The sequence below is a fragment of the Aeromonas sp. genome (assembly GCF_050633025.1).
GTDB lineage: Bacteria > Pseudomonadota > Gammaproteobacteria > Enterobacterales > Aeromonadaceae > Aeromonas.
Map to the genome: position 1 here is coordinate 27377 of NZ_JBODRQ010000009.1, position 25910 is coordinate 53286.

At 58.2% G+C, this 25910-nt stretch carries 34 protein-coding genes; 16 read left to right on the top strand and 18 right to left on the bottom strand.

Features of this window, described 5'->3' with window-relative positions; all coding sequences use genetic code 11:
- Nucleotides 1-5: 5 nt before the first annotated feature.
- From ibaG to mlaF, 6 genes are read right to left on the bottom strand one after another with little or no spacing between them, the layout of a single operon-like run.
- Complete coding sequence (ibaG, locus tag ACRAUW_RS02485) at nt 6-263, bottom strand: BolA family iron metabolism protein IbaG (protein ID WP_005306001.1); 258 nt, start codon at nt 261-263, stop codon at nt 6-8.
- Entirely contained in the window at nt 263-535 is a 273-nt protein-coding gene (locus ACRAUW_RS02490) for an STAS domain-containing protein (RefSeq protein ID WP_005336352.1), read from the bottom strand. Before ACRAUW_RS02490 ends, ibaG begins: the two co-directional genes overlap by 1 nt.
- On the bottom strand, nt 532-1161 hold the full coding sequence (locus tag ACRAUW_RS02495) for an ABC transporter substrate-binding protein (protein WP_431361023.1): 630 nt from the start codon (nt 1159-1161) through the stop codon (nt 532-534). Before ACRAUW_RS02495 ends, ACRAUW_RS02490 begins: the two co-directional genes overlap by 4 nt.
- 2 nt (nt 1162-1163) lie before the next feature.
- The gene (gene mlaD / locus ACRAUW_RS02500) at nt 1164-1661 is read right to left on the bottom strand and encodes an outer membrane lipid asymmetry maintenance protein MlaD (protein ID WP_019444849.1); all 498 of its coding nucleotides are present in this window, start codon (nt 1659-1661) and stop codon (nt 1164-1166) included.
- A gap of 7 nt (nt 1662-1668) precedes the next feature.
- Nucleotides 1669-2448, bottom strand: a complete 780-nt coding sequence (gene mlaE, locus ACRAUW_RS02505) for a lipid asymmetry maintenance ABC transporter permease subunit MlaE (protein ID WP_005336345.1) — start codon at nt 2446-2448, stop codon at nt 1669-1671.
- Entirely contained in the window at nt 2448-3248 is an 801-nt protein-coding gene (gene mlaF / locus ACRAUW_RS02510) for a phospholipid ABC transporter ATP-binding protein MlaF (RefSeq protein ID WP_005336343.1), read from the bottom strand. The genes mlaE and mlaF overlap by 1 nt, the downstream gene beginning before the upstream one ends.
- Before the next feature lie 207 nt (nt 3249-3455).
- On the opposite strand from mlaF, the gene ACRAUW_RS02515 reads away from it, so the two are divergent.
- The 10 genes from ACRAUW_RS02515 (at nt 3456) to npr (ending at nt 10272) form a co-directional block, all read left to right on the top strand.
- Nucleotides 3456-4451, top strand: a complete 996-nt coding sequence (locus ACRAUW_RS02515; protein ID WP_431361024.1) for a KpsF/GutQ family sugar-phosphate isomerase — start codon at nt 3456-3458, stop codon at nt 4449-4451.
- Nucleotides 4451-5005 (top strand): 3-deoxy-manno-octulosonate-8-phosphatase KdsC, encoded by a 555-nt coding sequence (gene kdsC / locus ACRAUW_RS02520; RefSeq protein WP_431361025.1) that lies wholly within the window; start codon nt 4451-4453, stop codon nt 5003-5005. Before ACRAUW_RS02515 ends, kdsC begins: the two co-directional genes overlap by 1 nt.
- A complete protein-coding gene (gene lptC, locus ACRAUW_RS02525) occupies nt 5002-5562 on the top strand; it encodes an LPS export ABC transporter periplasmic protein LptC (protein WP_431361026.1) in 561 nt (186 codons plus the stop codon). The genes kdsC and lptC overlap by 4 nt, the downstream gene beginning before the upstream one ends.
- Nucleotides 5549-6076, top strand: a complete 528-nt coding sequence (lptA, locus tag ACRAUW_RS02530; protein WP_431361043.1) for a lipopolysaccharide transport periplasmic protein LptA — start codon at nt 5549-5551, stop codon at nt 6074-6076. The genes lptC and lptA overlap by 14 nt, the downstream gene beginning before the upstream one ends.
- Before the next feature lie 3 nt (nt 6077-6079).
- Nucleotides 6080-6805 (top strand): LPS export ABC transporter ATP-binding protein, encoded by a 726-nt coding sequence (lptB, locus tag ACRAUW_RS02535; protein WP_005336333.1) that lies wholly within the window; start codon nt 6080-6082, stop codon nt 6803-6805.
- Nucleotides 6806-6870: 65 nt separating this feature from the next.
- Complete coding sequence (locus ACRAUW_RS02540; RefSeq protein ID WP_431361027.1) at nt 6871-8310, top strand: RNA polymerase factor sigma-54; 1440 nt, start codon at nt 6871-6873, stop codon at nt 8308-8310.
- Nucleotides 8311-8330: 20 nt separating this feature from the next.
- On the top strand, nt 8331-8618 hold the full coding sequence (gene hpf / locus ACRAUW_RS02545; protein ID WP_005336323.1) for a ribosome hibernation promoting factor: 288 nt from the start codon (nt 8331-8333) through the stop codon (nt 8616-8618).
- Nucleotides 8619-8620: 2 nt separating this feature from the next.
- Nucleotides 8621-9067, top strand: coding sequence for a PTS IIA-like nitrogen regulatory protein PtsN (gene ptsN, locus ACRAUW_RS02550; RefSeq protein WP_005336322.1), 447 nt, complete (start codon nt 8621-8623; stop codon nt 9065-9067).
- Between the two features lie 45 nt (nt 9068-9112).
- Nucleotides 9113-9979 (top strand): RNase adapter RapZ, encoded by an 867-nt coding sequence (gene rapZ / locus ACRAUW_RS02555; protein ID WP_431361028.1) that lies wholly within the window; start codon nt 9113-9115, stop codon nt 9977-9979.
- Between the two features lie 20 nt (nt 9980-9999).
- The gene (gene npr / locus ACRAUW_RS02560; RefSeq protein WP_431361029.1) at nt 10000-10272 is read left to right on the top strand and encodes a PTS phosphocarrier protein NPr; all 273 of its coding nucleotides are present in this window, start codon (nt 10000-10002) and stop codon (nt 10270-10272) included.
- A 17-nt stretch (nt 10273-10289) separates the two neighbouring features.
- Here the strand turns inward: npr and ACRAUW_RS02565 are convergent, their stop codons facing one another.
- The 12 genes from ACRAUW_RS02565 to ACRAUW_RS02620 all read right to left on the bottom strand — a co-directional run bounded on the left by ACRAUW_RS02565 (nt 10290) and on the right by ACRAUW_RS02620 (nt 21196).
- Entirely contained in the window at nt 10290-12194 is a 1905-nt protein-coding gene (locus ACRAUW_RS02565) for a BglG family transcription antiterminator (protein ID WP_431361030.1), read from the bottom strand.
- 107 nt (nt 12195-12301) lie between these two features.
- The gene (gene dagF / locus ACRAUW_RS02570) at nt 12302-13042 is read right to left on the bottom strand and encodes a 2-dehydro-3-deoxy-phosphogluconate aldolase (RefSeq protein WP_431361031.1); all 741 of its coding nucleotides are present in this window, start codon (nt 13040-13042) and stop codon (nt 12302-12304) included.
- Nucleotides 13042-14157, bottom strand: a complete 1116-nt coding sequence (locus ACRAUW_RS02575) for a DgaE family pyridoxal phosphate-dependent ammonia lyase (protein ID WP_431361032.1) — start codon at nt 14155-14157, stop codon at nt 13042-13044. Before ACRAUW_RS02575 ends, dagF begins: the two co-directional genes overlap by 1 nt.
- Entirely contained in the window at nt 14141-15280 is a 1140-nt protein-coding gene (locus ACRAUW_RS02580; RefSeq protein ID WP_431361033.1) for an amidohydrolase/deacetylase family metallohydrolase, read from the bottom strand. The genes ACRAUW_RS02575 and ACRAUW_RS02580 overlap by 17 nt, the downstream gene beginning before the upstream one ends.
- A 42-nt stretch (nt 15281-15322) precedes the next feature.
- Nucleotides 15323-15973: a DUF4310 family protein gene (locus tag ACRAUW_RS02585; protein ID WP_431361034.1), complete on the bottom strand. Its 651-nt coding sequence runs from the start codon at nt 15971-15973 to the stop codon at nt 15323-15325.
- An 11-nt stretch (nt 15974-15984) separates the two neighbouring features.
- Nucleotides 15985-16761 carry a DUF4311 domain-containing protein gene (locus ACRAUW_RS02590; RefSeq protein ID WP_005341754.1) on the bottom strand — a complete coding sequence of 259 codons (777 nt, stop codon included), beginning with the start codon at nt 16759-16761 and terminating at the stop codon, nt 15985-15987.
- 39 nt (nt 16762-16800) lie between these two features.
- Nucleotides 16801-17097 (bottom strand): DUF4312 family protein, encoded by a 297-nt coding sequence (locus tag ACRAUW_RS02595; protein WP_100652517.1) that lies wholly within the window; start codon nt 17095-17097, stop codon nt 16801-16803.
- Nucleotides 17097-17462 (bottom strand): SFCGS family glycine-rich protein, encoded by a 366-nt coding sequence (locus ACRAUW_RS02600; RefSeq protein ID WP_064339248.1) that lies wholly within the window; start codon nt 17460-17462, stop codon nt 17097-17099. Before ACRAUW_RS02600 ends, ACRAUW_RS02595 begins: the two co-directional genes overlap by 1 nt.
- Nucleotides 17463-17825, bottom strand: a complete 363-nt coding sequence (locus tag ACRAUW_RS02605) for a transcriptional regulator (RefSeq protein WP_431361035.1) — start codon at nt 17823-17825, stop codon at nt 17463-17465. It lies immediately after the preceding gene.
- Nucleotides 17826-18138: 313 nt separating this feature from the next.
- Nucleotides 18139-19263, bottom strand: a complete 1125-nt coding sequence (gene degS / locus ACRAUW_RS02610; protein WP_431361036.1) for an outer membrane-stress sensor serine endopeptidase DegS — start codon at nt 19261-19263, stop codon at nt 18139-18141.
- Nucleotides 19264-19372: 109 nt separating this feature from the next.
- Nucleotides 19373-20734 carry a Do family serine endopeptidase gene (locus ACRAUW_RS02615; protein ID WP_431361037.1) on the bottom strand — a complete coding sequence of 454 codons (1362 nt, stop codon included), beginning with the start codon at nt 20732-20734 and terminating at the stop codon, nt 19373-19375.
- Nucleotides 20735-20824: 90 nt separating this feature from the next.
- Nucleotides 20825-21196 carry a YhcB family protein gene (locus ACRAUW_RS02620; protein WP_042030111.1) on the bottom strand — a complete coding sequence of 124 codons (372 nt, stop codon included), beginning with the start codon at nt 21194-21196 and terminating at the stop codon, nt 20825-20827.
- Nucleotides 21197-21336: 140 nt separating this feature from the next.
- Here ACRAUW_RS02620 and zapE point away from each other — a divergent pair, with 140 nt between their 5' ends.
- From zapE to ACRAUW_RS02650, 6 genes are all read left to right on the top strand, one after another.
- The gene (gene zapE, locus ACRAUW_RS02625) at nt 21337-22431 is read left to right on the top strand and encodes a cell division protein ZapE (protein ID WP_431361038.1); all 1095 of its coding nucleotides are present in this window, start codon (nt 21337-21339) and stop codon (nt 22429-22431) included.
- 266 nt (nt 22432-22697) lie between these two features.
- The gene (rplM, locus tag ACRAUW_RS02630; RefSeq protein ID WP_005336289.1) at nt 22698-23126 is read left to right on the top strand and encodes a 50S ribosomal protein L13; all 429 of its coding nucleotides are present in this window, start codon (nt 22698-22700) and stop codon (nt 23124-23126) included.
- A 15-nt stretch (nt 23127-23141) separates the two neighbouring features.
- Nucleotides 23142-23534, top strand: coding sequence for a 30S ribosomal protein S9 (gene rpsI, locus ACRAUW_RS02635; RefSeq protein ID WP_005336286.1), 393 nt, complete (start codon nt 23142-23144; stop codon nt 23532-23534).
- A gap of 294 nt (nt 23535-23828) precedes the next feature.
- Nucleotides 23829-24419, top strand: a complete 591-nt coding sequence (petA, locus tag ACRAUW_RS02640; RefSeq protein WP_005336284.1) for a ubiquinol-cytochrome c reductase iron-sulfur subunit — start codon at nt 23829-23831, stop codon at nt 24417-24419.
- A gap of 2 nt (nt 24420-24421) precedes the next feature.
- Nucleotides 24422-25639 (top strand): cytochrome b, encoded by a 1218-nt coding sequence (locus ACRAUW_RS02645; protein WP_431361039.1) that lies wholly within the window; start codon nt 24422-24424, stop codon nt 25637-25639.
- Nucleotides 25636-25910 (top strand): cytochrome c1 (locus tag ACRAUW_RS02650; RefSeq protein ID WP_431361040.1); only part of this gene is annotated, 275 nt, incomplete at its 3' end. The genes ACRAUW_RS02645 and ACRAUW_RS02650, both read left to right, overlap by 4 nt.

The window sequence follows — 25910 nt, forward strand, 5'->3', positions numbered from 1 at the left end:
CCAAATCAGGAGGGCAATAGGAATTTACGTTCGCGTTTCCACTCGGCGTCGGTGAACGCCTTGATGGAGAGGGCGTGAATGGCGTTGCTGGCGATCTTGTCCATCAGCGGGGCATAGATGGCCTGCTGCTTCTTGACCCGGCTCATGCCGTCAAACATGTCACCGACGGCGATCACTTGGTAGTGACTACCGTCCCCTTTGACATGGACTTCGGACAATGGCAGAGCCTCAAGGAGTATCGCTTCAATTTCAGAGACTTGCATTATGCGTCCTCAGTTGTGAGCGGGGTTGACTGAAACAGCCCGGCCACCCCGTAGAGGTTGGCCAGGGTATAGAAATCACTGGAGGCGCCCACCAGTTGCGGTGTGGCGCCTCGCGCTAATACGGCTTTGGCCCATTTGACCAGCAGGGCCAGTCCGGCAGAGTCGAGGGTGGTGACGCCGCCGAGCTCGAGCTGGTCGTCCTGCCACCATTCGGCGCGGCGTTGCCACAGGTCATTGACCTGTGGCGCCTGCAGCTCACCGCTGAGGGTCATGGTTTGAGTACCAGCGGCTTGGCGTTGTGCTCACGCAACTGGGCGATCACTGCATCGATGCCATTCTGGCGGATCAAACCGCCGAGCTCGCTCTGTTTGGCGGAGAGCAGGCTGATCCCCTCTGCCACCATGTCGAAGGCTTTCCATTCGCCGGTCTTGTTGTTCTTGCGCAGTTTGAACTCGAGGAAGATGTCCGGCTTGCCGGCCTCTTTCACGCTGACGTTGACGGCGGTGATGTTGCCGCTGGGAGCTTTGCCCGGCTCGACCTTGACGGTCTGCTTGTCAAAATGGGCCAGCGCATCGGCGTAGGAGCTCACCATGTACTCGGTGAACACCTCGACGAAGGCATTGCGCTGCGCTTCGGTGGTCTCTTTAATCTGGTTGCCAAGCACCTTGTAGGCTGCGAAGCGGTTGTCCACATAGGGCAGCAGCTCTTCGCGGATGATCACCCGCAGGTGATCCGGATTGCTCTTCACCTGGGCCTGATCGGCTTTCAGGCGGGCAAAGGTCTGCTTGGCAGCCTGATCCACCAGGGCGTTGGGGTCGGTGGCATCGACTGCCTGGGCAGACAGGGAAAAGAGCATGCTGGTCATCAGACCCAGCAGCAGGGCGATTTTCTTGAACATGATTACTCCTTCTTGCTGTCTGATTTGCTGTCGGAGGATTGGCTGTAGAGGAACTTGCCAATCAGATCTTCCAGCACGATGGCGGATTTGGTGTCTTCAATCAGGTCGCCATCCTTGAGCATCTCGGTGCCCATCTCCTCATCGCTGAAGCCGGGGGCCAGACCGATGTACTGCTCGCCGAGCAGACCGGAGGTGAGGATGGAGAGGGAGCTGGTATCTGCAAACTGGCCAGCGCTCTTTTGCATCATCAGGGTCACTTCGGGCACCTGGGTTTTCGGGTCCAGTACTATGTCGCTGACCCGACCGACCACCACGCCGCCGACCTTGACCGGCGAACGGACTTTCAGGCCGCCGATATTATCGAAATGCGCGCGCAGGGTATAGGTTTCTCCTTCCGGTTTGAAGCTCAAACCGGCCACTTGCAGGGCCAGTGCCAGAATGGCACCGATGCCAGCCAGCATGAAGGTGCCGACCAGGAATTCTACTTTGCTGAACTTCATCTTTACCTTATCCAAACATGACTGCAGTGAGTATAAAATCCAGGCCGAGTACGGCGAGGGATGAGTGGACCACAGTTCGGGTCGTGGCCTGACTGATCCCGGCCGAGGTCGGCTTGGCATCATAGCCGTTAAAGAGCGCAATCCAGGTGACCACCAGGGCGAAAATCAGGCTCTTGATGGCGCCCTGCATGATGTCTTCATGCCAGTCGACGGAGGCCTGCATGGCAGACCAGAAGCCCCCTTCGTCCACGCCGAGCCAGTCCACGCCGACCAGCTTGCCGCCGAAGATGCCGATCAGGCTGAACATAAAGGCCAGCAGCGGCATGCTGATGACGCCAGCCCAGAAGCGGGGGGCGACCACCCGGCGCAGCGGGTCGACCGCCATCATCTCGAGGCTTGAAAGCTGCTCGGTGGCCTTCATCAGGCCAATTTCAGCGGTCAGGGCCGAACCGGCACGGCCGGCAAACAGCAGTGCCGTGACCACAGGACCCAGCTCCCGCAGCAGGGAGAGGGAGACCAGCGGTCCCAGACTCTGCTCGGCGCCGAAATCCTTCAATACGTTGTAGCCCTGCAGCGAGAGCACCATGCCGATGAACAGCCCGGAGACCAGAATGATGGCGACGGACTGCACCCCGACTACATAGAGCTGCTGCACCAGCAGCGGAAAGTGCTTGCGTGGCTCGGGTTTGCCCGCCAGTGCATGGAACAACATGATGGTGGCGCGACCGACGGAGCTGATAAACCGCACTCCGACCCGCCCCAGCTTGCTTATTTGACTTATCAACATCAGAGATCCTGTAGCAGATCGCCTGCCGGAAAATGAAACGGAACAGGACCATCGGGCAATCCTTTGAGGAACTGTTCGACTTCGGGGTTGTGCTCCTCGCGCAGCTGATCCGGCGTGCCGTGCGCCACCACCTTGCGATTGGCAATGATGTAGGCGTAATCGGCGATGCTCAGCACCTCTTTCACATCGTGGGTGACGATGACGGAGGTGATACCTAGGGCATCGTTCAGCTCCTTGATCAGCTTGACCAGCACCGCCATGGTGATGGGGTCCTGTCCAACGAACGGTTCGTCATACATGATGAGGTCGGGGTCAAGGGCGATGGCCCGAGCCAGCGCCGCCCGGCGGGCCATGCCGCCGGAGAGCTCGGAGGGCATCAGTTTTGCTGCGCCGCGCAAGCCCACCGCCTGCAGTTTCATCATGACGATGGTGTGGATCAGCTCCTCCGGCAGGCCGGAGTGCTCCCGCAGCGGGAAGGCCACGTTGTCGTAGACCGTCATGCCGGTAAACAGGGCGCCGCTCTGGAACAGCATGCTCATCCGCTTGCGCACTTCATAGAGGCGCGAGCGGGAGAGGGTGGGGATATCTTCCCCGTCAAACAGAATGTGACCGGACTCCGGCTTGAGCTGGCCACCGATCAGCCGCAGCAGGGTGGTTTTACCTATGCCGCTCGGGCCCATGACGGCGGTCACCTTGCCACGAGGAATGGTCAGGTTGATCCCGTCATACAACAGCCGATCTCCGTGACTGAAGGTCAGATCGGAGATGGTGATCAGGTCATTGTTCAAACAATTGTCCATCCGGTGTAAATGAGGTGCGAATTTTATGGGGTAGTCTAGGTCTACGCAACAGCAAGGAACAACTATTGAACAGGCTGCCAGCCCATTTGCACGACAGTTTTCTGTAACAAAGTGCGTCATTGAGAGCGGGACTTGCCATCCGATTCGCTTATCCGGGCAGACTTTTTTATAATCCCGCAGCTAATTTCGGCCCGGAGCTGTGTCTTTATGTCTGTAAAGCCTGAGAAAGTGTCTGAACTGTTCGATTTTCGTCGCAGTGCCCGCGCGGTGCTGGACACAGAAAAGCAAGCCATAGATGGACTCTATCAGTATCTGAACGACGCCTTCGACAAGGCGTGCGAGATGGTGCTGCGCTGCGGTGGCAAGATAGTGGTCACCGGCATGGGCAAATCGGGCCATATCGGCAGCAAGATCGCCGCCACCCTCGCCAGCACCGGTACCCCGGCCTTCTTCCTCCACCCAGGGGAGGCGAGTCACGGCGATCTGGGGATGATCTCCAGCGGCGACCTTATCATCGCCATCTCCAACTCCGGCGAGAGCGACGAAATCCTGGCCCTGCTGCCGGCGCTCAAGCGCCGCGGCATTCCGCTCATCTGCATGACTGGCAATCCCGCCTCCACTATGGCCAAAGAGGCCAACGTGCACCTGTGCATCAAGGTGGAGAAAGAGGCCTGCCCGCTGGGATTGGCACCCACTTCCAGTACCACCGCAACCCTGGTGATGGGCGATGCGTTGGCGGTCGCCCTGCTGGAAGCTCGCGGTTTTACCGCCGATGATTTCGCGCTCTCGCACCCGGGCGGTTCCCTTGGCAAGCGTCTATTGCTGCGGGTCGGCGACCTGATGCACAGTGGCGAGCTGTTGCCCCGGGTGGGGATAGATGCCACCATCAGCCAAGCGCTGCTGGAAGTGAGCCGCAAGGGGCTCGGTATGACTGCGGTGGTCGATGGCAATGGCCTGCTGGCCGGGCTCTTTACCGATGGCGACCTGCGCCGCATTCTCGACCAGCAGATCGATATCCATCACACCCCCATCAGCCGTGTGATGACGGCCAACTGTGTTACCGTAGGCTCGGAAATGATGGCTGCAGAAGCCGTCAAGCTGATGGAAACGAGAAAAATCAACGGATTACTGGTGGTGGATGGTGACAAGCGCCCGCTCGGCGCCTTCAACATGCACGACCTGCTGAAAGCCGGAGTAATTTGATGCAAAACGTACCGACCCTCTATGGTCCGGTGACGCGCAGCCAGTTTGAGAAGGCGGCGCAAATCCGCCTGCTGGTGTGCGATGTGGACGGGGTGCTCTCCAACGGCCTCATCTACATGGGAAACAACAGCGAAGAGCTGAAAACCTTCTGCACCCGCGATGGTGCGGGCATGCGAGCGCTGCTCAATGCCGGGATCGAGATCGCCATCATCACCGGGCGCAACTCCCGTATCGTCAGCGATCGGATGAAAAGCCTGGGGGTGGCTCATGTGGTGCAGGGGGCTGATAAAAAGCTGCCTCACTTCGAAGCGCTGCTGGCCAAGCTGGGGCTGACTGCTGAACAGGCTGCCTATATGGGCGATGACACCATCGATCTGCCGGTGATGCAGGTCTGTGGGCTCGGCATTGCCGTGGCCGATGCTCATCCGCTGGTGCTGAGTCGTGCCGATATGGTCACTCGTCTCGGTGGCGGCATGGGCGCGGTGCGCGAGGTGTGTGACCTCATTTTGCAAGCGCAGGGCCACGACGATTATCAGCCCGAGGCCTCGGTATGAGCAGACAGACCCTGTTGTTTGCCCTGCTGTTTCTGGTCGCACTGGTTGCCTGGCAGTTGGGCAAGGTTGAGCGGGTGCCTGAGAGCGCCGTCAAAATCGAAAACTATCAGCCGGATTTTGTCGCCAAAGATCTGGTGACCACCCGTTTTGATATCAATGGCAAGCGCACCGAGCGGCTGGAGTCGACCTACGCCGAGTATTATCAAATCCTCGAGCAGGCCACCTTCGACAAGCCGGTGGTCTACATGTATGACGATCAGGGTGCTGCCGAGTGGAAGGTGACCGCCGAAACCGGCGTGCTCAACACCGGCGACAACGTCATCCTGCGGGACAAGGTGCATCTGGATGGTCTGTTGCCCACCTCCTTTATCTCCACACTGGATACCCCCTATCTGGAGCTGGATCTGGTGACACAGGATGTGCGCAGCAACCGGGAAGTGAACATTCTGGGTCGGGATTTCCAGACCCAAGGGGTTGGCCTCAAGGGCCATCTGGACCGCAAATATTTTGAGTTACTGGATCAAGGCCATGCCATCTATTTCAATGAAAAACGCTAATCTGGCCCTCGCAGCCCTGTTGTTGTGTGGTGCGGTGACCGCCAAAGAGTCCGACTTTGCCGAGAAGGTCTACGTCGATGCCGTCAAACAGGTGGCCGAGATGCAGGACAACCGCATCACCTTCGAAGAGGACGTGACCATCAATCAGGGCACCATCCGGATCAAGGCTGACAAGGTGGTAGTGACCCGCTCCGGCGAGAAAGGGGCCGAGGTGATGACGGCCTACGGCAAACCGGCCACCTTCTTCCAGGTTCTGGATAACGGCAAGCCGGTCAATGCCCACGGCAACACCATCCGCTACGAGTTGAAGAAGCGGTTGGTGACTATCACCGGCAACGGTCAACTCAAGCAGGAGGATAGCCAGGTCAATGGCGATCTGATCCGCTACGACATCGTCAAACAGAAGATGATTGCCGAGAGCAAGAGCCCGAGCCAGCGGGTCAAAACCGTGTTCCTGCCGGATCAGGTAGAGAATTTCGACAAGCCCGCCGACCAGAAGAAGCAGGGAAAATAAGCCATGGCAGTGTTAAAAGCAGTGGGCCTGCAGAAGAGCTACAAGCGCCGCATGGTGGTGAGTGATGTCAGCCTTGAAGTGGGCACCGGCCAGATTGTCGGCCTGCTCGGCCCCAACGGGGCGGGCAAGACCACCTCCTTCTACATGATCGTGGGGCTGGTGCAGCGCGATGCCGGCCTCATCACCATCGACGATCAGGACATCAGTCTGCAGCCCATGCATGTGCGGGCCCGCAATGGCATCGGTTACCTGCCGCAGGAGGCCTCCATCTTCCGTCGCCTGTCGGTGTTCGACAACCTGATGGGGGTGATGCAGACCCGCAAGGGGTTGAGCCGTGAGGAGCGTGAGGACAAGGTTCAGCAACTGCTGGAAGAGTTCAACATCACCCACATTCGCGACAACCTGGGTCAGAGCCTCTCCGGCGGTGAGCGCCGTCGGGTCGAGATCGCCCGTGCGCTGGCGGCAGAGCCGCGTTTTATTCTGCTGGATGAACCCTTTGCAGGAGTTGACCCGATTTCTGTGATAGACATCAAGAAGATCATTCAGCATCTGAAAGATAGAGGCCTTGGCGTCTTGATTACCGACCACAACGTCAGAGAGACTCTGGACGTATGTGAGAAGGCCTATATCGTCAGCCACGGCAAGATGATTGCCGAAGGTGCACCGGCTGACATCCTTGCCGATGAGCAGGTCAAGCGCGTCTATTTGGGCGATCAATTCAGTCTATAGTAAGGGGGCATGCCTTCATTTCCTTTGACGAGTGCCTCGCTGAACATAAGGATATCCCGACGTAGATGAAGCCGACATTACAGTTGCGTCTCGGTCAGTCCCTGACCATGACGCCGCAATTACAACAAGCTATTCGTCTGCTCCAGCTCTCCACTCTGGAACTTCAGCAGGAAATTCAGCAAGCGCTCGAAAACAACCCTCTGCTGGAGCAGGAAGAGAGCGAGGCGCAAGAGACCAGTCCGGAAGCGCCGGTCGATGCCAGCCAGCTGGATTCCAGCGATGCCATGGCTCAGGAGCAGATGCCGGACGAGTTGCCGGTAGATACCACCTGGGACGAGGTTTACTCTGCCGGCACCGCCCAGAGCGCAGGCCCCATCCACGATGGGGAAGATAGCGTCTATCAGGGGGAGACCACCGAAAACCTGCAGGATTATCTGCTGTGGCAGATGCGGCTCACACCGTTCAGCGACGTGGATGCCGCCATCGCCCTCGCCATCATCGATGCCATCGACGAATCCGGTTATCTGACTGTTGCGCTGGAGGATATCCAGGCTGCCGTCACTAGCGATGACGTCGAGGTGGAACTCGATGAGGTCGAGGCGGTACTCAAGCGGGTGCAGCATTTCGATCCGGTCGGCATTGCTGCCCGTTCTGTACAGGAGTGTTTGCTGATCCAGTTGGATCAGTATGACCCGAAGACCCCCTGGCTCAATGAGGCCAAGGAGGTGATCCTCGAGCACATGGAGCTGCTCGGCAACCGGGATTACCGCACCCTCGCCCGCAAGACAAAACTCAAAGAGAGCGACCTCAAGGAGGTGCTGGATTTGATCCAGCTGCTGGAGCCGCGCCCCGGCAACGGCATTATCCAGAGCGACTCCCAGTACGTGATCCCCGACGTCTCCGTGGTCAAGAAGGGCAGCAAGTGGGTGGTCGAGCTCAATCCCGACTCCGCCCCCCGCATCCGGGTCAACGAGACCTATGCCGCCATGGCCCGCAACGCGCGTAGCAGCACCGACACCCAGTTTATCCGCTCCCATTTGCAGGAAGCCAAGTGGTTCATCAAGAGTCTGGAGAGTCGTAATGACACCCTGCTGAAAGTGGCCTGCTGTATTGTCGAGCAGCAGCAGGCCTTTTTCGAATATGGTGAAGAGGCGATGAAGCCCATGGTGCTCAACGACATCGCAGAATCGGTGGAGATGCATGAGTCGACCATCTCCCGGGTGACCACCCAGAAGTACATGCATACCCCCCGTGGTATCTTCGAGTTGAAGTTTTTTTTCTCCAGCCATGTAAACACCGAAGGAGGAGGAGAGTGCTCATCGACCGCAATTCGCGCGCTCATCAAGAAGCTGGTCACGGCAGAGAATCCTGCCAAGCCGTTAAGTGATAGCAAGATCGCGGATTTGCTGGCCGAACAGGGTATTATGGTGGCGAGACGCACGATCGCTAAGTATCGCGAATCCTTGTTTATCCCACCTTCCAATCAGCGCAAACGCCTGGTTTAGGCAAACAAAAGGATGATGTTATGCAAATTAACCTGACCGGACACCATGTCGAGATCACCGAAGCTCTGCGTGATTATGTGAATAACAAATTTGCCAAACTCGAGCGTCACTTCGACCACATCAACAATGTTCATGTGGTGCTTAGCGTGGAAAAACTGAACCAGATAGCGGAAGCCAAATTGCACGTCAGCGGTGGCGAAGTGTTTGCCAACTCTGAACATGCCGATATGTATGCTGCGATAGACACCTTGCTCGACAAGCTGGACAGGCAGATCATCAAGCACAAAGATAAGTTAAATAAAAAATAACCATGCAACTTGAACACATACTGAGTCGGGACTGCACCAAGAGTGCAGTCCCTTGTACCAGCAAGAAACGCGCCCTCGAAATCATCAGCGAGCTGGCCGCTGAACGCCTTGGCACCTCCCGTCAGGCGCTGTTTGAATGCTTGCTGGCCCGCGAAAAAATGGGTAGTACCGGGATCGGTGCCGGTATTGCGATCCCCCACGGTCGCATTGACGATGAGTTCCCGCCAACCGCGATCCTGATGACCTTTGCCGACCCTATTCCTTTCGACTCCATCGACAATCAACCGGTTGACCTGCTGTTTGCCTTGCTGGTGCCGGAAAGCGAGTGCAAGCAGCATCTCAAGACCCTTTCTCTGATGGCTTCCAAGCTGGGTGACAAGGCGGTTTGCCGCCAGTTGCGTCAGGCAACCAGCGACGAAGAGCTCTATCAGATCATGACCTCGGCCTGACAGCAGGCCAAGAATGAGACACCTGTTTTGGCGTGAGGGAACAAGATGCAGTTAATCGTGGTAAGTGGACGTTCGGGCTCCGGTAAAACGGTAGCCCTGCGAGTGCTGGAAGATCTGGGTTACTACTGTGTGGACAACCTGCCGGTCAATCTGCTGCCCCAGCTGATTGTCTCGGTGGAGAGCCAGTATGACAAGCTGGCGGTCAGTATCGATGTGCGCAACCTGCCGAGTGATCCGGAGAAACTGGAAAATCTGCTGGCACAGGTGCGCAATGAGGGGCGGGTAGAGTTCTCCAGCTTCTTCTTCGACGCCGACAACGGGACCCTGCTCAAGCGTTATGGCGAGAGCCGCCGCTTGCACCCCCTCTCACGCAACAAGCTGTCGCTGGATGAGGCGATTCGGGAGGAGACCCACCTGCTGGCGCCACTCTCCTCGAGTGCAGACCTGCGTATCGACACCACCACTCTCAGCATTCACGACCTGAGTGAGCTCATCAAGACCCGGGTGCTCGGCAAGAAAGAGAACGAGCTGGTGCTGGTGTTCGAGTCGTTTGGCTTCAAGTACGGCATTCCCAAGGATGCCGACTTCGTGTTCGATGCCCGCTTTCTGCCAAACCCGCACTGGATCCCCGAGCTCAAGCCCTTCACCGGCAAGGATGAGCCGGTCGCCAACTACCTCTCGGCGCAAGCTGACGTGATGCTGTTTACCCAGCAGATCGAAAATATGTTGGTGACCTGGTTGCCCCATCTGGAGCGCAATAATCGCAGCTACCTCACGGTGGGCATCGGTTGCACCGGCGGTCAGCATCGTTCGGTCTTTATTGCAGAACGGCTGGCCAGTACATTCCGTTTGCTTGGCAAGAACGTGCAGATCCGCCACCGCACTCTTGACAAGAGTGCCCCCCAATCCTGACGGACCAATAGGACGACCCGATGACTGTTTCCGCCTCGGTTGAAGTGAAAAACAAGCTGGGTATTCATGCCAGACCTGCCATGATGCTGTTCGAGCTGGTGCAGGGGTTCGATGCCCACGTGTTGCTGCGCAATGAAGATGGTGTGGAGGCCGATGCTGACAGCATCATCGGCCTGCTGATGCTGGATTCTGCGCAAGGGCGGCAGGTGGAAGTACAGGTTGATGGCCCCGAAGAGGTCGAGGCCCTGGCCGCCGTGGTGGAGTTGTTCACCTCCGGCTTCAACGAGGAGTAGTCACTCCTCGTTTTATGTTATGAACCGGTACGCGCTAGCGCTTTGAAGCTGGCAAAATCGCGACAAGCCAGCAGATTCCTGCTGGCTTTTTCGTTCATCAGTGCCAGAAACAGGTCGTAGAGACCCATCGCCTCCTCGTAGTCGGCCTTGCTGATGGCCAACACGAAGATGAGCGTTGCGATTTCCCCGTTGCCCCAGTCGATCCCCTGCGGGGCCAGTACGGTGTAAACAAGGGTACGGCGCGCCAGCAGACCGAGGGAGTGGGGCAGGGCGATCCCTTCTCCCAACATGGTGGAGACGATCCGCTCCCGCTCCTGCAGTGAGGCTCTGAAGCCGCTTTCCACCAGATCTTCCGCCTCCAGCTGATCACAGATACGGGCAAACAGTTCGGCCTGGGTGAGAGGATCGTTGATCACCATGAAGTGGTCGGCATCGAAATATTTGTCGAGCATGTAGGGGCGGGTGCGGTCGATCAGCACCAGCTTGCCAAGCTGCTCCAGCTGATATTGGGTCGGGAAGGGGGCAACGAGTACCACGGGGGCGTTTTTTTCGTTCACCTTGACGGTACTGATGACAAAGTCCTGCGCGATCTGCGCCAGCCCTTCGTAATCCCGCACCGATTCAAGCGTGGTCAGCTGCAACTGGGGATACTCCCGCTTGATGCGTGCTTCCAGCACCCGGAAGGTGGCGTTGCCCGCATCGCAAAGCAATAGCGCCTGCGGGCGGCGGGTATAGCCGATGTCGTAATGGCGCTCCAGCCCGACCCCTATATGGATCACCAGATAGCCGATCTCGTGGTGGGTCAGCCGGTAAGGGGTCTGCCTGATCCACTCCGAGATGGCTGCCAGAGTGATGTCGTAGGCGAGGGGGTAGTACTGCTTGATGTGGTCTGCCAGCGGATTGTGGCTGCCGATCTGGTACTTGACCCGCAGCAGCATGGCGCTGATATGGGTCTGCAGATCGGCTCGCAGCTGCAGGTCGCCCCGCAGATCATAGGGGTAGTGCTGATGGATGTATGTGAGCAGATGCTCCACCAGCTGTTCGCTCTCGGCGGCCATTGCCGGGCTGAGCTGGGGAGTATCGGCAATCAGGCGCGCCTGGATCTGGATGGCGAGACCGGCGATCTCGTCCTCTACGGGGGGCATCAGGGTTGGCAATACCGCATATATATCGCGAGATACTGCCAGCAGCGGCAGAGTCAGATCCTCGCTGGCGAAGTGGCGCAACTCGTGACCGGATGCCTGACGCAGCAGGGCAACGGCGCAGTAGATGGCGAGCTGCTGCAGGCTCTCGTCAGCGAGACGCAGCTGATGTCGGGCAAGCTGGGCATGGATGTGATTGCCCACTACCTCCATCGTCTTGCTGGGGCAGAGGTTGGGCAGCAAGGTTTGCAACTGGTTGTTGTGCAGCAACTCCTGATAGAGCAGTTGGGTCAGGCAGGCCCGGATCGCCGTCTCCTCCCCCTGAATGCGCATCCCCAAGCGGGGTTTGCTCTCGACGCTGAGCCTGAAGTGGCTGAGCTGCTCGCGGACTTCCGCCATATCCCCCTGCAGTGCCGCCCGGCTCAGATACCAGGTATCAGCCAGCTCATCGAGCTTGATCCCCTGCTCTGCCGTCAATAGCAGGATCTGCAGGTGCAGCACCCGCTCGCGACTGGTTCGCGGCAAGGTACTCTCCTGTCCCTGTGCTGCCAGCAATGCCTCAAACAGCGTCTGATTGTAGATCTTCAGCTGGTAGCCGCTGCCACGTTGGTGGATCAGGTGAGCGCCGTGTGTGGCAATTAGTTCGTTGAGGGTCGCCACATCGGTGCGCACCGTGCGGGTGGAGACATTGAGGCGGCGAGCCAGCTCCTCCTGTGGCAGTGGTTCGGCATGGAGCTGGATCAGCAGTTGATGGAGCCTGGGGTGTGGCAGCTTGATCATAGGGGGTATGCAAGACTCCTGTTGCGAGATAAATGGTCGATGTTAACAAGTTGATCATCAACAAGCCAGGCACCGGTCAGTGATTGAACCGGCGCCCGTGACTGCCATCACGCCAACAGTCGTTTCACTATGGCCAGCAGAGTGCGCACATCTTCGGGGCGAGTGTGCCCGCTCGCGCTGTCGATGATGGAGCTGTAGACGTGAGGGATCACCTTCTCGACTCCGGCGTCCAGCGCAATCCGCACGATCTCCTCGAAATTCTCCAGATCGATGCCGCCGGTGGGCTCCAGCCAGAAGTTGTTGCGGGCACAAGCCTCGGCCACTGCCTGATACTCGTCGCGGCAGGCCAGCCCACCCATGGGGAAGAACTTGACCGAGCTGCCGCCCATGTCCTTGAGCAAGGCAATGGCGGTATCGATGGGCACGATGCCACCCGGCTGCCCGGCGCTGAGCGGGCCGGTGGAGATCTTCACCATGCCCGGCATGCCGGTGGGGGAGATCAGCCCGTTGACCAGCGTTTGTGACTGACCGAGCAGCGCCCTGCTGGCGCCAACGCCAGTGAACACCTGGTTGACGTGCTGGGGCTGCAGCTGGCAGGCCAGCTCGGCCACCATGGCGGACTGGCGCGGATCACCGGCGCCCAGCCCGATGGAGAGGGCGTTGTCGATAAGCTTGGCGTACTCCTTCATATCAGCAACTGCGGAGGGAATATCCGGGTAGTTTTTGGAGAGCACACCGACCAGCACGTGACCTTCGGCTGCGTCGTAGACCTCGACGGCATTCTCTTTGGAACCTGCCAGCACGTTGAGACAGACCCGATCACGGTAGTAGTTGGGGGTAAGGGACATCAGCGATTCTCCTGAACGAGGTTGGCAATGGCGGAGTGGATTTGGTCGAGTTGGGGCACGGTGACGCTGCGCACATCGATTTCGATATGCCCCTCGTTGGCCTTGTAGCCACGACAGTAGATGGCAGGCGTGCCCTGTTGCAGACGGCTGACGATCTGCACAGTGGTCATGCCGATCTGTTGGTGGTCAAAAGCGATATCAGTGCGGGCGATGTCGCGCCCTGCGCTGTCCCACACCACTTTGGCGGTGACGCCGTGCAGCTGGTTGAGACGCTCGATGAAGGGGGTCATCTTGGCGACCATGGCGGCACCGCTCTCTTTCTCTTTGGCCAGATAGCGCTCGATGGCGTGGGTCAGGCCGAGGATCCCCTCCTTGCCCACCTTCATGGCGCGGCCGATGCCGTTGGCCTGCTGCTTGACCCACTCCACGTACTGACGCTTGCCAACTACCAGCCCGCTGGTGGGCCCTTCAATGGCCTTGGCGCCGCTGTAGATGACCAGGTCCGCCCCCTGGTTGTAGTAGAGGCGCAAATCCTCTTCGGCAGCCGCATCGACGATGAGCGGGAGACCGTGGGTCTTGGCGACCTCGGCGGCCTCGGCCACCGACAGAATGCTCTTCTGCACGCAGTGGTGGGACTTGATATAGAGGATCGCAGCGGTGTTGGCATTGATGGCTGCGGCCAGCTGGGCCGGGGAACACTCGTTGGCGTAACCGGCCTCTATAACTTTGCCGCCACCCAGATTGACCATGGTGCCGACCGGGGCGCCGAAGTTGACGTTATGTCCCTTGGGCAGCACGATTTCGCTTGGCACGTCATGGGGGTGGGCATGCAGGTGCTCGAGGCGGTAGGGGTCGCCGCGTACGATCACGGCGGCCACCGACTGGGCGATGCCGGCGCTGGCACACGAAATGACCACTGCATCTTCCACTCCCAGCAGGCCAGCCAGGTAGGCGCCGGTCTTGTTGACCAGATCCTTCACCTCGAAGTAGTGGCCAAGGCCGAAGTTGACCGCATCGACCACCTCCTGCTCGGGGGTGGAGACGCCGAGAATGGTCATGCGCCCGGAGGCGTTGATCACCGGTTTGAGCTGATATTTCTCATAAACAGAAGGCATAGTGTGATTTCCCATAGTGAGTCAGAAGCAGTTCGCCACCGACCAGGGCGGCGAGAGGCAACAGTTGTTGGTCGCCGCTGCGAGAGTGGGCTTCGGTATCCATAAACAGAGTCGGGCCGCTGGCGACCTCGAACAGGGTCAGATCGGCATCGGCGCCCACCTCGAGCCGCCCCTTGCCGGAAAGGCGCAGGGCATCGGCCGCTTGATGGGTGACGCAGGCGAGCACCTGCTCCAGCGTCATGCCGATGGCGAGAAACTTCGACATCACGTGGGCCAGACTGTAGACCGGCCCCTTGATGCGGTTTTTGCAGTAGATATCGGAGCTGATGGTGCGGGGCAGGATCCCCTGTCGGATAGCCAGCTCCGCCACCTCGAAGCTGAAGCTGGCGCCGCCGTGGCCGATGTCGAGTAAAAGTCCCCGCTGCATCGCCTCGCGCACAGCCTGACGCAGCTCCCCAGCCGGGGTCAGGATGCGGTTCGGTTTGCCGTTGAAGCAGTGGGTCAGCAGATCGCCATCCCCCAGCAGAGCGACGATCTCGTCCAGATCCGGCGGCGTGTTACCCACGTGTACCATCAGCGGTAGCTGGCCGTGGGCCTGTTGCAGCGCCTTGGCCATGCGCAGCGGTTGCAGGCCGTTCTCACCCACCACGCTACCGCTCATCCGCGCCTTTATGCCGACGATAAAGTCGGGGTGGCGGCGAATGGTTGCCGAGGCAAGATCCATATCTAGGTCCCGGCTATCCGCCAGCTCGTTCTGGCGCAGCAGACCGATGCGGGAAATGTTGAGCAGGGCATGCACCCGGGTCTTGCAGCCCGCAGCGATCTGCTGGAAGTCATCCACATCGTCGGCCCCGGTGCTGCCGGCGTCGATGACGGTGGTGACGCCGGACTCTACGCCCACCTTGTCCGGCTCATCGTGATAGATGGGGGAGGCGGGGTAGCAGTGGGTGTGGCCATCGATCCAGCCTGCGCTCACATGCACCCGGCCGCCGAGATCCAGGATTTGCTGCGCCGCTGCCGTCTCCGGCAGGGAGCCGATGGCGGCGATTTTGCCCTCCCTGATGGCAATATCGACGAGCTGGCCATCTCCCTGGCGCCCCGCTTTGATGATGATGTCGTACATGCTGATGGCCTCTGGTGTGCCGCCCCGCAGGGCGGCGGGTGGTTATGCAAGCGCAACAGGGAAGAAGGTACCCAGCAACATGGCTCCCAGGATGGCACCGCCGGTGATGGGCTTGCCCCACACGTAGAACAGCAGCGCACCCAGCAGGGAACCGATACCGATGGGGATCGATGCACCCATGGCGGAGAGGATGATGAGGGGGCCGAGGAAGCGGCCAGAGCTGTTGCCGGCTCCCATCATCACGTCAGCGCCATAAGTGGAGTTGCTCTGGTTGATGGTGAAATTGCGCGCCACAATTATGACGTAGCCGATGGCCAGACCAATCCCCATGCCGGTGGCCAGCGAGGCACCGAAGTTTTCCACCGGATAGACGATGCCGGCCCCCAGCAGCAGGGCTGGCACTCCGAGGCCGACCCCGGTCTGGATGGCTCCGCCGATATCCAGGATCCCCACCAGGGATCCCTCGATGATTCGGGCGAACAGGAAGCTGGCACCGAACGCGGCTACTGCGCCGTAGGCACCCGTGTCCATTCCGGCTTTCAGCATGGCGACGAAGGCTACCTCGTTGAAGGCGCCGACCCCGTACAGATAGAACATATGGGTACCGGCAAAGACCCCGGCCGAGAGCAGGCCGACGAAGATGGGGAATGACCAGTCGGCGTACCAGAAGTTGTTTTTCAGTTTCTCATCCATGGTGTGACCCCTTATTTGCCGCTCAGCAGGTTATGGACGTTTTCCAGCCACAGGGGGACACCCATATGGAAGGACTCAATCAGTTTCATATCAAATCCGCGGAAGAAGCCGCTCAGCACGAACAGCAGGACGATGGCTGCCATCATCACCTTGGTGACATGGTTCCAGCCGCTCTCTTCCACGCCCTTGCCGATCAGGATGCCGAGCACCAGACCCGGTACCGCGTTGCCCATGATGAGTTGGGCCAGACCGCCGAAGATGGTGGCCCAGAAACCGGATTTCTTGCCCGCTTCGATGGCGGCCAGCCAGAAGATCACCGGCATGACGGTGTTGACCAGCAGGTTGGCGGCCGGTACCAGCACCTTGACCGCAGTGACCTGCAATGCAGCAGGGACGGCTGCGGCCGTGCTGTTGAGGAAGGCGACCACGATGGCACCTATGATGCCGCCGGCGATGGCCATCTTTTTCGGGTCGTGCAGAGTGGTGGCGAGATCCCGATTTTTGAACAGCAGTGCCGCCGTGGCCCAGTGCGGGATGATGCGGTGATCCACATCCTGGGTGAAGGCGCCTGCCGCCACGGTCGAGGCCCAGGCGTTGAAGAAGAAGCCCAGACCAAACGAGAAGTGGGAAGCGGGATCCCCCTCGCAGGAGTTAAGTTCGCCTAGGGTGCGGAAGGCACCCATGCCCTGTACGGTCGGGGCGTGGAACATCCGCGCCGCGCCGGCCCCCACCCCGACGCCAACCAGGCCGCCAATGATGAGTGACTTGATAAAAATGATTAGAAACATCTAACGTATCCTTCTTGTGGGGTTGTGCCTGCTCAGGCATCACACCTGGGTGAATGTCACCTTGGCGACATCCAGACTGGTGACCTGAACCTTGATCTCCAGCTGGACGCGGTATTCGCAGCGCTGGCGCGGTAGGAAGAAGAACAGGAACTTCTCCACCCGGACCGACTCCTCGGCTTTGAGCACCTGTACATCGACCGGCTCAATGCGCAGCAGTACCTGCTGGTTGTCCTTGAGCAGTGTGGGTTGCACCTGGCTGAGGGCGGAGGCAAACGCCTGCTGGCGGGTCGTCCCCTTGCCGTTGACGATGACCTGGGTGGTGAAGTTCTCTTTCATCAGGCGCGTCCGTGCTTCTTGGCGAAGGCTTCGACCAGCTTCTGGCCCAGCTCTTCCTTGTCCATGAAACCGAAGCCCAGCACCACGCACCCTTCGTTGATGGCGGTGACGCCCTCTTCAACAGAGCGCATGCCGTAGCGGCACTTGTAGCCGTATTTGGTCTGGGCGGTGATCGCCCCGGCGCCGCCGCTGCCGCAGAAGGAGATGCCGAGATCCGCTTGCTCCTTGTTCATCACATCGCCGAGCTTCATGTCAGCGGCCATGCCGGGGATGATGGTTACGCTGGCCCCGGCTGCTTCCGCGCCTGCGCCCACTTTCTGACCCTTGCCGAGACGGTCTCCAATCACGAGTTTGATGGCTGTCATTTAGTTATCTCCTGTTACTGAGCTGAGTTCGTTTTCTTTGGCAACTTCAAAATGGACGGACAAGAGGTGTGCCTCCTCATAAGCAAGCTGGTCCAGCCAGCTGATGACCTGTTCCGCGAGACGCAGTGAGAGCGGGGAGATCTCTTCAAACAGGCTGAGGTCAACCTCCGGCAGGGGCTCGCCACTGTGTGAGCGCCACACCATGGCTTTGACATGGGAAGCCAGCATCTGCCGTTGCACCTCGTTGGGGATGATGCCCTGTTCGGCCAGCAGGGGATAAATGCGCGCGAGGATATGATCGGTCTGGCGCAGCAACTCCGGGCTGTTCGGGGTCAGGGTCTGGTCGTGAGTCTCTGTTTGCAATGTCTGCTCTCCAAGGCTGGCAGAAGGTATGGAGTTACCCTAAGCCTGCGCATCGATGTGGAGGAGGCAGTGTTTTTCCGATTCGAAGCGGAAATTCCTGATGAAATGGCCCCGAAGTGATCGTTTGGATACTGAAAAGGCAAAAAGAGTGCTTATTGAAGCTGGTTTTGTGTGACCGGTAGCGCACAAATCGGGGGGCGGGGGCAGGGTAAGCGTTGCGGGAAACTGTGAGTCATCTCACGGTAAGAGACGTAGCTGAGGGGACAGATATGGAAAAGGGCGGTTTCCCACCCTTCTCATAAAAGGAGTGACGCTAGCTGGCCGATGTGGCGCTCGAGCTGGCGGTTCTCTGCTGATAGCGCAGGTCTTCCTCTATAGTGACCACCACTTCCAGCGGCTTGCCAGAGCGGAATACCGAGATGGTCAGCTTGGTGCCGGGGCGGCTCTCGACAATCTTGTCCATGGCGCTGCGTACGCCACTGATGGCCTCTCCGTTGATCTTGAGCAGCACATCCCCTCGCTGCAGGCCGCCTTTGGCCGCCGGGCCGTTGGGATCCAGACTCTCCACCACCAGACCACGCAGGTCGCCGAGGTTCATCATCCGCGCGACTATGGGGTTGATCTCGACGCTGGAGATCCCGAGGTAGCCGCGGATCACCCGGCCGTTGGCGATCAGCTCATCCATGATCCGTTTTGCCAGCCGGTAGGGGATGGCGAAGCTGATGCCGTAGCTCTCCTGATTGCTGTTGAGGTGATAGGTGGCGGTGTTGATCCCCACCAAATCGCCACGGCCGTTGACCAGAGCACCCCCCGAGTTGCCGGTATTGATGGCGGCATCGGTTTGCAGCAGATCCTGACGGCCATTGCTGTCGGGCCCCATGCTGGAGAGGCCGGTACGGCCGGTCGCACTGATAATGCCCTGGGTGATGGTCTGGCCGACGTTGTAGGGGTTGCCGATGGCGAGCACCACATCTCCCACTTCTGGCAGTCGCTCCGGATCCTGCGGGATCACCGGCAGGTTGTCTGACTCGATATAGAGCACGGCGAGGTCGGTGAGCTGATCGGTACCGACCAGCTCGGCACTGAAGACCCGGCCATCCTGCAACGCGACGATGATCTGGTCGGCATCGGCGATGACGTGGTAGTTGGTCAGCACATAGCCGCGCTGGTTCATGATGACGCCGGAACCCAGCCCTTGCGGGCGCAGTTCCCCCTGATTGCCCTGATTGGGGGCAAAGCTACGGGTGTAGATGTTCACGACGGCAGGGCCTGCCCGATGGGCGGCGTAGGAGAAACTCAGTTCACGGGCATTGGTGATGATGCCGGGTAGTTGGGCACCACCGCGAAAATGGGGAAACAGCAGCAACAGCAGCGCCGCGACGGTCAATCCAAAACCGACAGACTTGCCCAAGTAACTGACTAAAGGGGGAATTTTCATGTCATTCTCATCCGTACAGGCTGCGCGCAGAGAATAACATTATCGATGGATAAAAATCACCCGCGGTGAAGGCCGCGGGTGATAGAGGCGTTGGCTAACAACTTGAGCGTTAGCGGATCACCAGATAGAGCGAGGAGTCGCCGCGCTGGATGTTGAGCGCCAGCACGTCAGGCTTGTTCTTGAGCGCCTTGGTCAGCTCGCCCAGGGTGTTGATGCGCAGGCGGTTGACCCCGATGATGATGTCGCCCTTCTGCAGGCCGGAAGCGGCTGCCGCAGAGCGGGGATCAATATCGGCCACCGCGACACCGGAGACCGGGTCGGTAGTGGTGCTCAGCTTGGCCCCTTCCAGTGCCGGATGCAGCGCACTGGCGCGTACTTCGCTGTCATCGGCCTGCTTCAGGGTCACCTTGGCAGTTTGTGACTTGCCATCGCGGATCAGCCCCAGTTCGACCTGCTTGCCAGCGCCCATGGTAGCGATCTTGGCACGCAGCTCGCCGAAGGAGCGAACCGGTTTGCCATCGATGCTGACGATGATATCACCGGCCTTAATGCCCGCCTTGTCGGCCGCCGAATCAGGCATGACCTGATTGACGAAGGCACCATCCTTCTTGTTGTAACCGAAGGTTTTGGCGATGTCGGAGGTGAGCTCGGTGCCGGTAATCCCCAGCTGGCCGCGACGCACTTCACCGTACTTGACGATCTGCTCGGTCAGATCCCGCACCATGTTGGAGGGGATGGCAAAGCCGATGCCAATGTTGCCGCCGTTCGGGCCCAGAATCGCGGTGTTGATACCGATCAGCTCGCCACGCAGGTTGAGCAGGGCTCCGCCGGAGTTACCGGAGTTGATGGCCGCATCGGTCTGGATGAAGTTCTCCAGATTCTCGATGTTGAGGCCGCTGCGACCCAGCGCACTGACGATACCGGAGGTGACGGTCTGGCCCAGACCAAACGGGTTGCCGATGGCCAACGCATAGTCACCTACCCGCAGCTCATCGGAGTCGGCGAACTTGATCTGCACCAGGTCTTCTGCCTTGATTTGCAGCAGGGCGATGTCGGACTGCTTGTCTTCACCGATCTTCTTGGCCGCGTACTCACGACCATCCTTCAGATTGACCTTGATCTCGTCCGCTTCGTGCACCACGTGGGCGTTGGTGATCACGTAACCCTTCTTGGCGTCGACGATGACACCGGAGCCGAGCGCCTGGAATGGCTGCTCGCTCACCTGTTCATCGGGCATGTTGGGGCCGAAGAAGAACTTGAACTGCTCCGGCAGACGCTGACGGGTAATTTTTTTGCCAGAAACCGAGATATTGACCACAGCCGGGGTGACCTGTTCGAGAACAGGCGCCAGGCTTGGCATCTCCTGATTTGAACCTAACAGGGAAGGCAGTGCAGCCTGAGCAGGGGCCGCAGACATGGCGATACCGACACTGAGGGCTAGCACACTGAGCATGGAAAGAGGTTTACGCATATGAAAAACAGCTCCCAGAAAAAGTTGTATTGCAATCGTCAAGGTCAGACCACAGACGTTCCCGATTAGTTCCGCAAGGGACTGACCCGCTTACTTGAGCAGACCGGAAGAGGCGCCGGCATAGTCGCGAGGCGGTACGCCCGGCTCGGCTTCGGTCTTGGTCTCTTCTTCTTCCACAAGGACTTCGCGGAACAGCGGCTCCTGAGCTTTGGCCAGGAACTTGCTCTGCTCTGCCATGTGGCGATAGAGGGTTTGATACTGTTCGGCCAGCTGCTCCATCAGTGCCGCACTGTCGGCAAAGTGGGTATTGATCTGGCCCTGATAGTTTTCGAGCTCTTTATGGGCCTTTTTCAGCTCCTGTTCCAGACGACCGGCGTCACGGCTGCGAACCGAAAAACGGCCGATGATGATACCGACGATCAAGGCTGCGACAGCCAGCAGGATCCCAATTGACAGACTCATAGATGCTCCTTGTTACAGCTAAAACAGTGTGTGTTCATGCGGCCGGATGAGCCGCCATGCCTTGATGGCACTATACCGTGCGTCCTGAGGGCGTGATACCATTTTGTCCTCTATTCAGGGAGTTGGAGAGGCCCTCAAGGATGACACCGCAGCAAAAATACCAGCAGGATCTGCTACGACCCGGCGTGCATGCCGACCCCGCTCAGGGGATGGCCATCAGCAGGCTGGAGCGACTGTATCAGGATTTGCTACGGCGCCCGACTCCGACCAGATCTCGAGGGCTGTTGGGCTGGCTGCAAAAGCCCAAGTCGCCTGAGCCCGTCCTCGGTATCTATATGTGGGGCGGAGTGGGCCGAGGCAAGACCTGGCTGATGGATACTTTTTTTGACAGCCTGCCGGGGACGCGCAAGATGCGCAGCCATTTCCACCGCTTCATGCACCGCATTCACGATGAACTACAGGGACTGAGCGGGCAATCCGATCCGCTCAAGCTGGTGGCCAGCAAGCTTGCCAGTGAAACAGACATCATCTGTTTCGACGAATTTTTTGTCTCCGACATCACCGATGCCATGTTGCTGGGCACGCTGTTTCAGGAGTTGTTCGGTCACGGCGTCGTGCTGGTCGCTACTTCAAATATTCCGCCGCAGGAACTTTATCGCAACGGGTTGCAGCGAGCCCGTTTTCTGCCTGCTATCGAGCTTATCGAGCGCCATTGCGAGGTACTTAATGTGGATGGCGGTATCGACTATCGCCTGCGTACGCTGGAACAAGCGGAGATTTATCACTGCCCGCTGGATTTGCAGGCAAAAATGAATCTCGATCGCTATTTCCAGCAATTAACCGGGGGGCTCGAGGCCTCCGGGGGGCGTTTTGAGGTCAATCATCGTCAGCTGGCGTCGCTGGGGATGGGAGAAGGGGTGCTCTATATGGATTTCGAGCAACTTTGTTGTACTCCCCGCTCCCAGAACGACTATATCGAGTTGGCCCGGCTGTTTCACACCGTGTTGCTGGCCAATGTGCAGCCAATGGGCAGAGTCACGGATGACGCGGCCCGCCGCTTCATCGCCATGGTCGACGAGTTCTATGAACGACACGTCAAGCTCATCATGTCGGCGGCGGTTCCCATGGCAGAACTCTACGGCGAAGGGCTGCTGAATTTCGAATTCCAGCGCTGTCTTTCACGGCTTCAGGAAATGCAATCGCACGAATACCTTGCCAGAGTGCACCTTCCTTAGTCACAATACCGCGCCTGCCAGTCGGATGGGCATCTGCGGCAGGTAGGGCCGGGCGACATTTGCTGGTTTCATGGCAGTGAAATTAGCAGGTGATATTTAAGGCAACTTCACTTATAATCGCCCGGCCCACGTTACAGCTGTCGATAAGACAGCAACACTTTAAGCTTTACTTGTATTCGAAGGGGTACAGGTAGGCCATCGTTTGTTGTTTGTGGGAGAGCCCCCATAAGCAATTGGGTCTGTAACAGGTAATTGGGTTTAACTTAATGAAAACTTTCGTTGCCAAGCCAGAAACCGTAAAACGTGACTGGTACATTGTGGACGCAGAAGGTAAAACTCTGGGTCGTATCGCAACCGAGATCGCTGCTCGTCTGCGTGGTAAGCACAAAGCTGAATACACTCCGCACGTTGACACCGGTGATTACATCATCGTTGTAAACGCTGAGAAGGTACACGTAACCGGTAAGAAATTTACCGACAAAATGTACCACGCTCACTCCGGTTTCCCGGGTGGTATCAAGTCCATCAGCTTCGACAAGCTGATTCAGCGTAAACCGGAAATGGTAATCGAAGCAGCCGTCAAAGGCATGCTGCCGAAAGGTCCTCTGGGCCGTGCCATGTTCCGTAAACTGAAAGTTTACGCAGGCGCCGAGCATGCTCATGCTGCTCAGCAACCTCAAGTACTGGATATCTAATCGGGAACTGGCAACATGGCAGAAAATCAATACTACGGTACCGGCCGTCGCAAAAGCTCCACTGCTCGCGTATTTATCAAAGCGGGTAGCGGCAAGATCGTAATCAACCAGCGCTCCCTGGAGCAGTACTTCGGCCGTCCGACTGCCCGCATGGTAGTTCGTCAGCCGCTGGAACTGGTTGAGATGACCGAGAAACTGGACCTGTACATCACCGTTAACGGTGGTGGCATCTCCGGTCAAGCTGGTGCGATCCGCCACGGTATCACTCGTGCTCTGATGCAGTACGACGAAACCCTGCGTTCCGAACTGCGTAAAGCTGGCTTTGTTACTCGTGATGCCCGTAAGGTTGAGCGTAAGAAAGTTGGTCTGCACAAAGCTCGTAAGCGTCCGCAGTACTCCAAGCGTTAATTCGCTTCTGGTACTCACTCTTTCGAGTGTCAAAAAAGCCTGGCAACTGCCAGGCTTTTTTTATTGGTGATCTTTCCTGCCGCAATGCTAACCATACGTCACAAAAGACAAAAAATTGTATATTTATTGTTTTCTGGGGCTACCTCTCTTTCTTGTCAAGTTGTTATCTTTTCTTTAAAATTTCCTCGGTTTTTCTGTGGCAATTGTAACTCCAGCTTCCGCCGCTGTTGTCACGGGAAAAGGGGAACAGGGACACAATAAGAATGTGCGGAGTCCACATGGGAGAGTTTTTGGATGAGCAATGCGCCAGTTGATACCGGTCGCCGCAGATTTCTTACCTGGTCAACGGTTGCCGTTGGTGGGGTAGGAGCTGCGTTTACCGCAGTGCCGTTTATAAAGTCATGGAATCCGAGCGCCAAGGCCAAAGCAGCCGGTGCGCCGGTTGAAGTCGATATCAGCAAGTTGGAACCGGGTCAGCTCATCCGTGTCGAGTGGCGAGGCAAGCCGGTCTGGGTGGTGAAACGCACCAAGCAGACGCTGGATGCCTTGGCCGCGCATGATGACAAGCTGCGGGATCCCTCATCTGAAGAGCCGCAGCAGCCTGACTATGCCCACAACGGGTATAGATCCATCAAGCCCGAAATTTTTGTCGCGGTCGGTATTTGCACCCACTTGGGGTGTTCACCTTCCTATCTGCCCGACAGCTTTGGCGAGCAGGTGCAGGGCGTTACGTCCGGCTTCTTCTGCCCGTGCCATGGCTCCAAGTTCGACATGGCCGGCCGTGTGTTCCAGGGGGTGCCTGCACCGCTGAACCTGGTCATTCCGCCCTATCAATTCATTAATGACACCACCATCCAGGTCGGTGCCGATGGCAAGGAGGCCTGATCATGTTGAGCAAACTGATGGGCTGGATCGATTATCGATTCCCGCTCACGGCCATGTACAACGACCACATGGCCAAGTATCCGGCACCGAAGAACCTGAACTTCTGGTACTTCTTTGGCTCGCTGGCCATGCTGGTGCTGGTTAACCAGATCATCACCGGTATCTGGCTGACCATGAACTACAACCCCTCTGCGGAAGGTGCGTTTGCCTCCGTGGAGTACATCATGCGCGATGTGGAGTACGGCTGGCTGCTGCGTTACATGCACTCTACCGGTGCCTCTGCCTTCTTCGTGGTGGTCTACCTGCACATGTTCCGCGGTATGATCTATGGCTCTTATCAGAAGCCTCGTGAACTGCTGTGGATCTTCGGCATGTTGATCTTCCTCTGCCTGATGGCGGAAGCCTTTATGGGCTACCTGCTGCCGTGGGGTCAGATGTCCTTCTGGGGAGCTCAGGTCATCATCTCGCTGTTCGGTGCCATTCCGGTCATCGGCGACGATCTGACTCTGTGGATACGCGGTGACTACGTTATCTCCGGCGCGACCCTGAACCGCTTCTTCGCACTGCACGTTATTGCGTTGCCGCTGGTACTGGTGATGCTGGTTGCCATGCACATTCTGGCGCTGCACGAAGTGGGGTCAAACAACCCGGATGGCATTGATATCAAGAAGCACAAGGACGAAAACGGCTGGCCGCTGGATGCGGTGGCGTTCCACCCTTACTTCACCGTCAAGGATATGATCGGTGTCGCTGGCTTCCTGTTCTTCTTCTGCGCCATCATCTTCTTCAAGCCGGATATGTGGGGTTACTTCCTCGAGAAACCGAACTTTGAAGTGGCTAACGGTCTGAAAACTCCGGAGCACATTGCACCTGTGTGGTACTTCACGCCGTTTTACGCCATTTTGCGGGCGGTGCCGGACAAGCTGCTTGGCGTCATTATGATGGGTCTCTCCATCGTGGTACTGTTCCTGCTGCCGTGGCTGGATCGCTGCAAGGTGCGCTCGGTGCGTTATCGCAGCATGCTGCACAAGCTGAACATTGCCCAGTTTGTGGTCTGCTTCATCATCCTGGGGGTGTTGGGGGTGCTGCCATCGACGCCGACGTTGACGCTGGTTGCCCAGATCTGTTCACTGGGATATTTCGGGTTCTTCGTCCTGCTGTTCTTCTATAGCAAGAATGAAAGCACCAAGCCGCTGCCGGAGAGGGTGACATTTAAATGAAAAGAATAATATTTGCAGTGCTGACCCTGCTGCCATCTCTGGTATTTGCAAGTGGCGGAGCTGTTCATCTGGACAAAGCCAATTATGATCTGAGTGACAAAGCATCGCTGCAACGCGGCGCGGCCACCTTCATGAACTATTGCGCCGGATGCCACTCCACCCAGTATCAGCGCTATAACCGGGTCGCAGAAGATCTCGGGATCCCCGAAGATTTGATGAAAGATAACCTGATTTTCACCGGTGCAAAGGTCGGTGATCTGATGAAGAGCGC

Coding starts and splice junctions, on each gene's coding strand:
- ACRAUW_RS02620 (WP_042030111.1), bottom strand. CDS start 21,196: ATGAGTCTGTCAATTGGGATCCTGCTGGCTGTCGCAGCCTTGATCGTC.
- mlaD (WP_019444849.1), bottom strand. CDS start 1,661: ATGAAGTTCAGCAAAGTAGAATTCCTGGTCGGCACCTTCATGCTGGCT.
- ACRAUW_RS02575 (WP_431361032.1), bottom strand. CDS start 14,157: ATGCCTTCTGTTTATGAGAAATATCAGCTCAAACCGGTGATCAACGCC.
- petA (WP_005336284.1), top strand. CDS start 23,829: ATGAGCAATGCGCCAGTTGATACCGGTCGCCGCAGATTTCTTACCTGG.
- ACRAUW_RS02490 (WP_005336352.1), bottom strand. CDS start 535: ATGACCCTCAGCGGTGAGCTGCAGGCGCCACAGGTCAATGACCTGTGG.
- ACRAUW_RS02615 (WP_431361037.1), bottom strand. CDS start 20,734: ATGCGTAAACCTCTTTCCATGCTCAGTGTGCTAGCCCTCAGTGTCGGT.
- rplM (WP_005336289.1), top strand. CDS start 22,698: ATGAAAACTTTCGTTGCCAAGCCAGAAACCGTAAAACGTGACTGGTAC.
- ACRAUW_RS02590 (WP_005341754.1), bottom strand. CDS start 16,761: ATGTTTCTAATCATTTTTATCAAGTCACTCATCATTGGCGGCCTGGTT.
- lptC (WP_431361026.1), top strand. CDS start 5,002: ATGAGCAGACAGACCCTGTTGTTTGCCCTGCTGTTTCTGGTCGCACTG.
- kdsC (WP_431361025.1), top strand. CDS start 4,451: ATGCAAAACGTACCGACCCTCTATGGTCCGGTGACGCGCAGCCAGTTT.
- rpsI (WP_005336286.1), top strand. CDS start 23,142: ATGGCAGAAAATCAATACTACGGTACCGGCCGTCGCAAAAGCTCCACT.
- npr (WP_431361029.1), top strand. CDS start 10,000: ATGACTGTTTCCGCCTCGGTTGAAGTGAAAAACAAGCTGGGTATTCAT.
- ACRAUW_RS02495 (WP_431361023.1), bottom strand. CDS start 1,161: ATGTTCAAGAAAATCGCCCTGCTGCTGGGTCTGATGACCAGCATGCTC.
- ptsN (WP_005336322.1), top strand. CDS start 8,621: ATGCAACTTGAACACATACTGAGTCGGGACTGCACCAAGAGTGCAGTC.
- ACRAUW_RS02540 (WP_431361027.1), top strand. CDS start 6,871: ATGAAGCCGACATTACAGTTGCGTCTCGGTCAGTCCCTGACCATGACG.
- lptA (WP_431361043.1), top strand. CDS start 5,549: ATGAAAAACGCTAATCTGGCCCTCGCAGCCCTGTTGTTGTGTGGTGCG.
- lptB (WP_005336333.1), top strand. CDS start 6,080: ATGGCAGTGTTAAAAGCAGTGGGCCTGCAGAAGAGCTACAAGCGCCGC.
- dagF (WP_431361031.1), bottom strand. CDS start 13,042: ATGTCCCTTACCCCCAACTACTACCGTGATCGGGTCTGTCTCAACGTG.
- ACRAUW_RS02585 (WP_431361034.1), bottom strand. CDS start 15,973: ATGGATGAGAAACTGAAAAACAACTTCTGGTACGCCGACTGGTCATTC.
- mlaE (WP_005336345.1), bottom strand. CDS start 2,448: ATGTTGATAAGTCAAATAAGCAAGCTGGGGCGGGTCGGAGTGCGGTTT.
- degS (WP_431361036.1), bottom strand. CDS start 19,263: ATGAAAATTCCCCCTTTAGTCAGTTACTTGGGCAAGTCTGTCGGTTTT.
- ACRAUW_RS02565 (WP_431361030.1), bottom strand. CDS start 12,194: ATGATCAAGCTGCCACACCCCAGGCTCCATCAACTGCTGATCCAGCTC.
- ibaG (WP_005306001.1), bottom strand. CDS start 263: ATGCAAGTCTCTGAAATTGAAGCGATACTCCTTGAGGCTCTGCCATTG.
- ACRAUW_RS02580 (WP_431361033.1), bottom strand. CDS start 15,280: ATGTACGACATCATCATCAAAGCGGGGCGCCAGGGAGATGGCCAGCTC.
- ACRAUW_RS02515 (WP_431361024.1), top strand. CDS start 3,456: ATGTCTGTAAAGCCTGAGAAAGTGTCTGAACTGTTCGATTTTCGTCGC.
- rapZ (WP_431361028.1), top strand. CDS start 9,113: ATGCAGTTAATCGTGGTAAGTGGACGTTCGGGCTCCGGTAAAACGGTA.
- mlaF (WP_005336343.1), bottom strand. CDS start 3,248: ATGGACAATTGTTTGAACAATGACCTGATCACCATCTCCGATCTGACC.
- zapE (WP_431361038.1), top strand. CDS start 21,337: ATGACACCGCAGCAAAAATACCAGCAGGATCTGCTACGACCCGGCGTG.
- ACRAUW_RS02600 (WP_064339248.1), bottom strand. CDS start 17,462: ATGACAGCCATCAAACTCGTGATTGGAGACCGTCTCGGCAAGGGTCAG.
- ACRAUW_RS02595 (WP_100652517.1), bottom strand. CDS start 17,097: ATGAAAGAGAACTTCACCACCCAGGTCATCGTCAACGGCAAGGGGACG.
- ACRAUW_RS02645 (WP_431361039.1), top strand. CDS start 24,422: ATGTTGAGCAAACTGATGGGCTGGATCGATTATCGATTCCCGCTCACG.
- hpf (WP_005336323.1), top strand. CDS start 8,331: ATGCAAATTAACCTGACCGGACACCATGTCGAGATCACCGAAGCTCTG.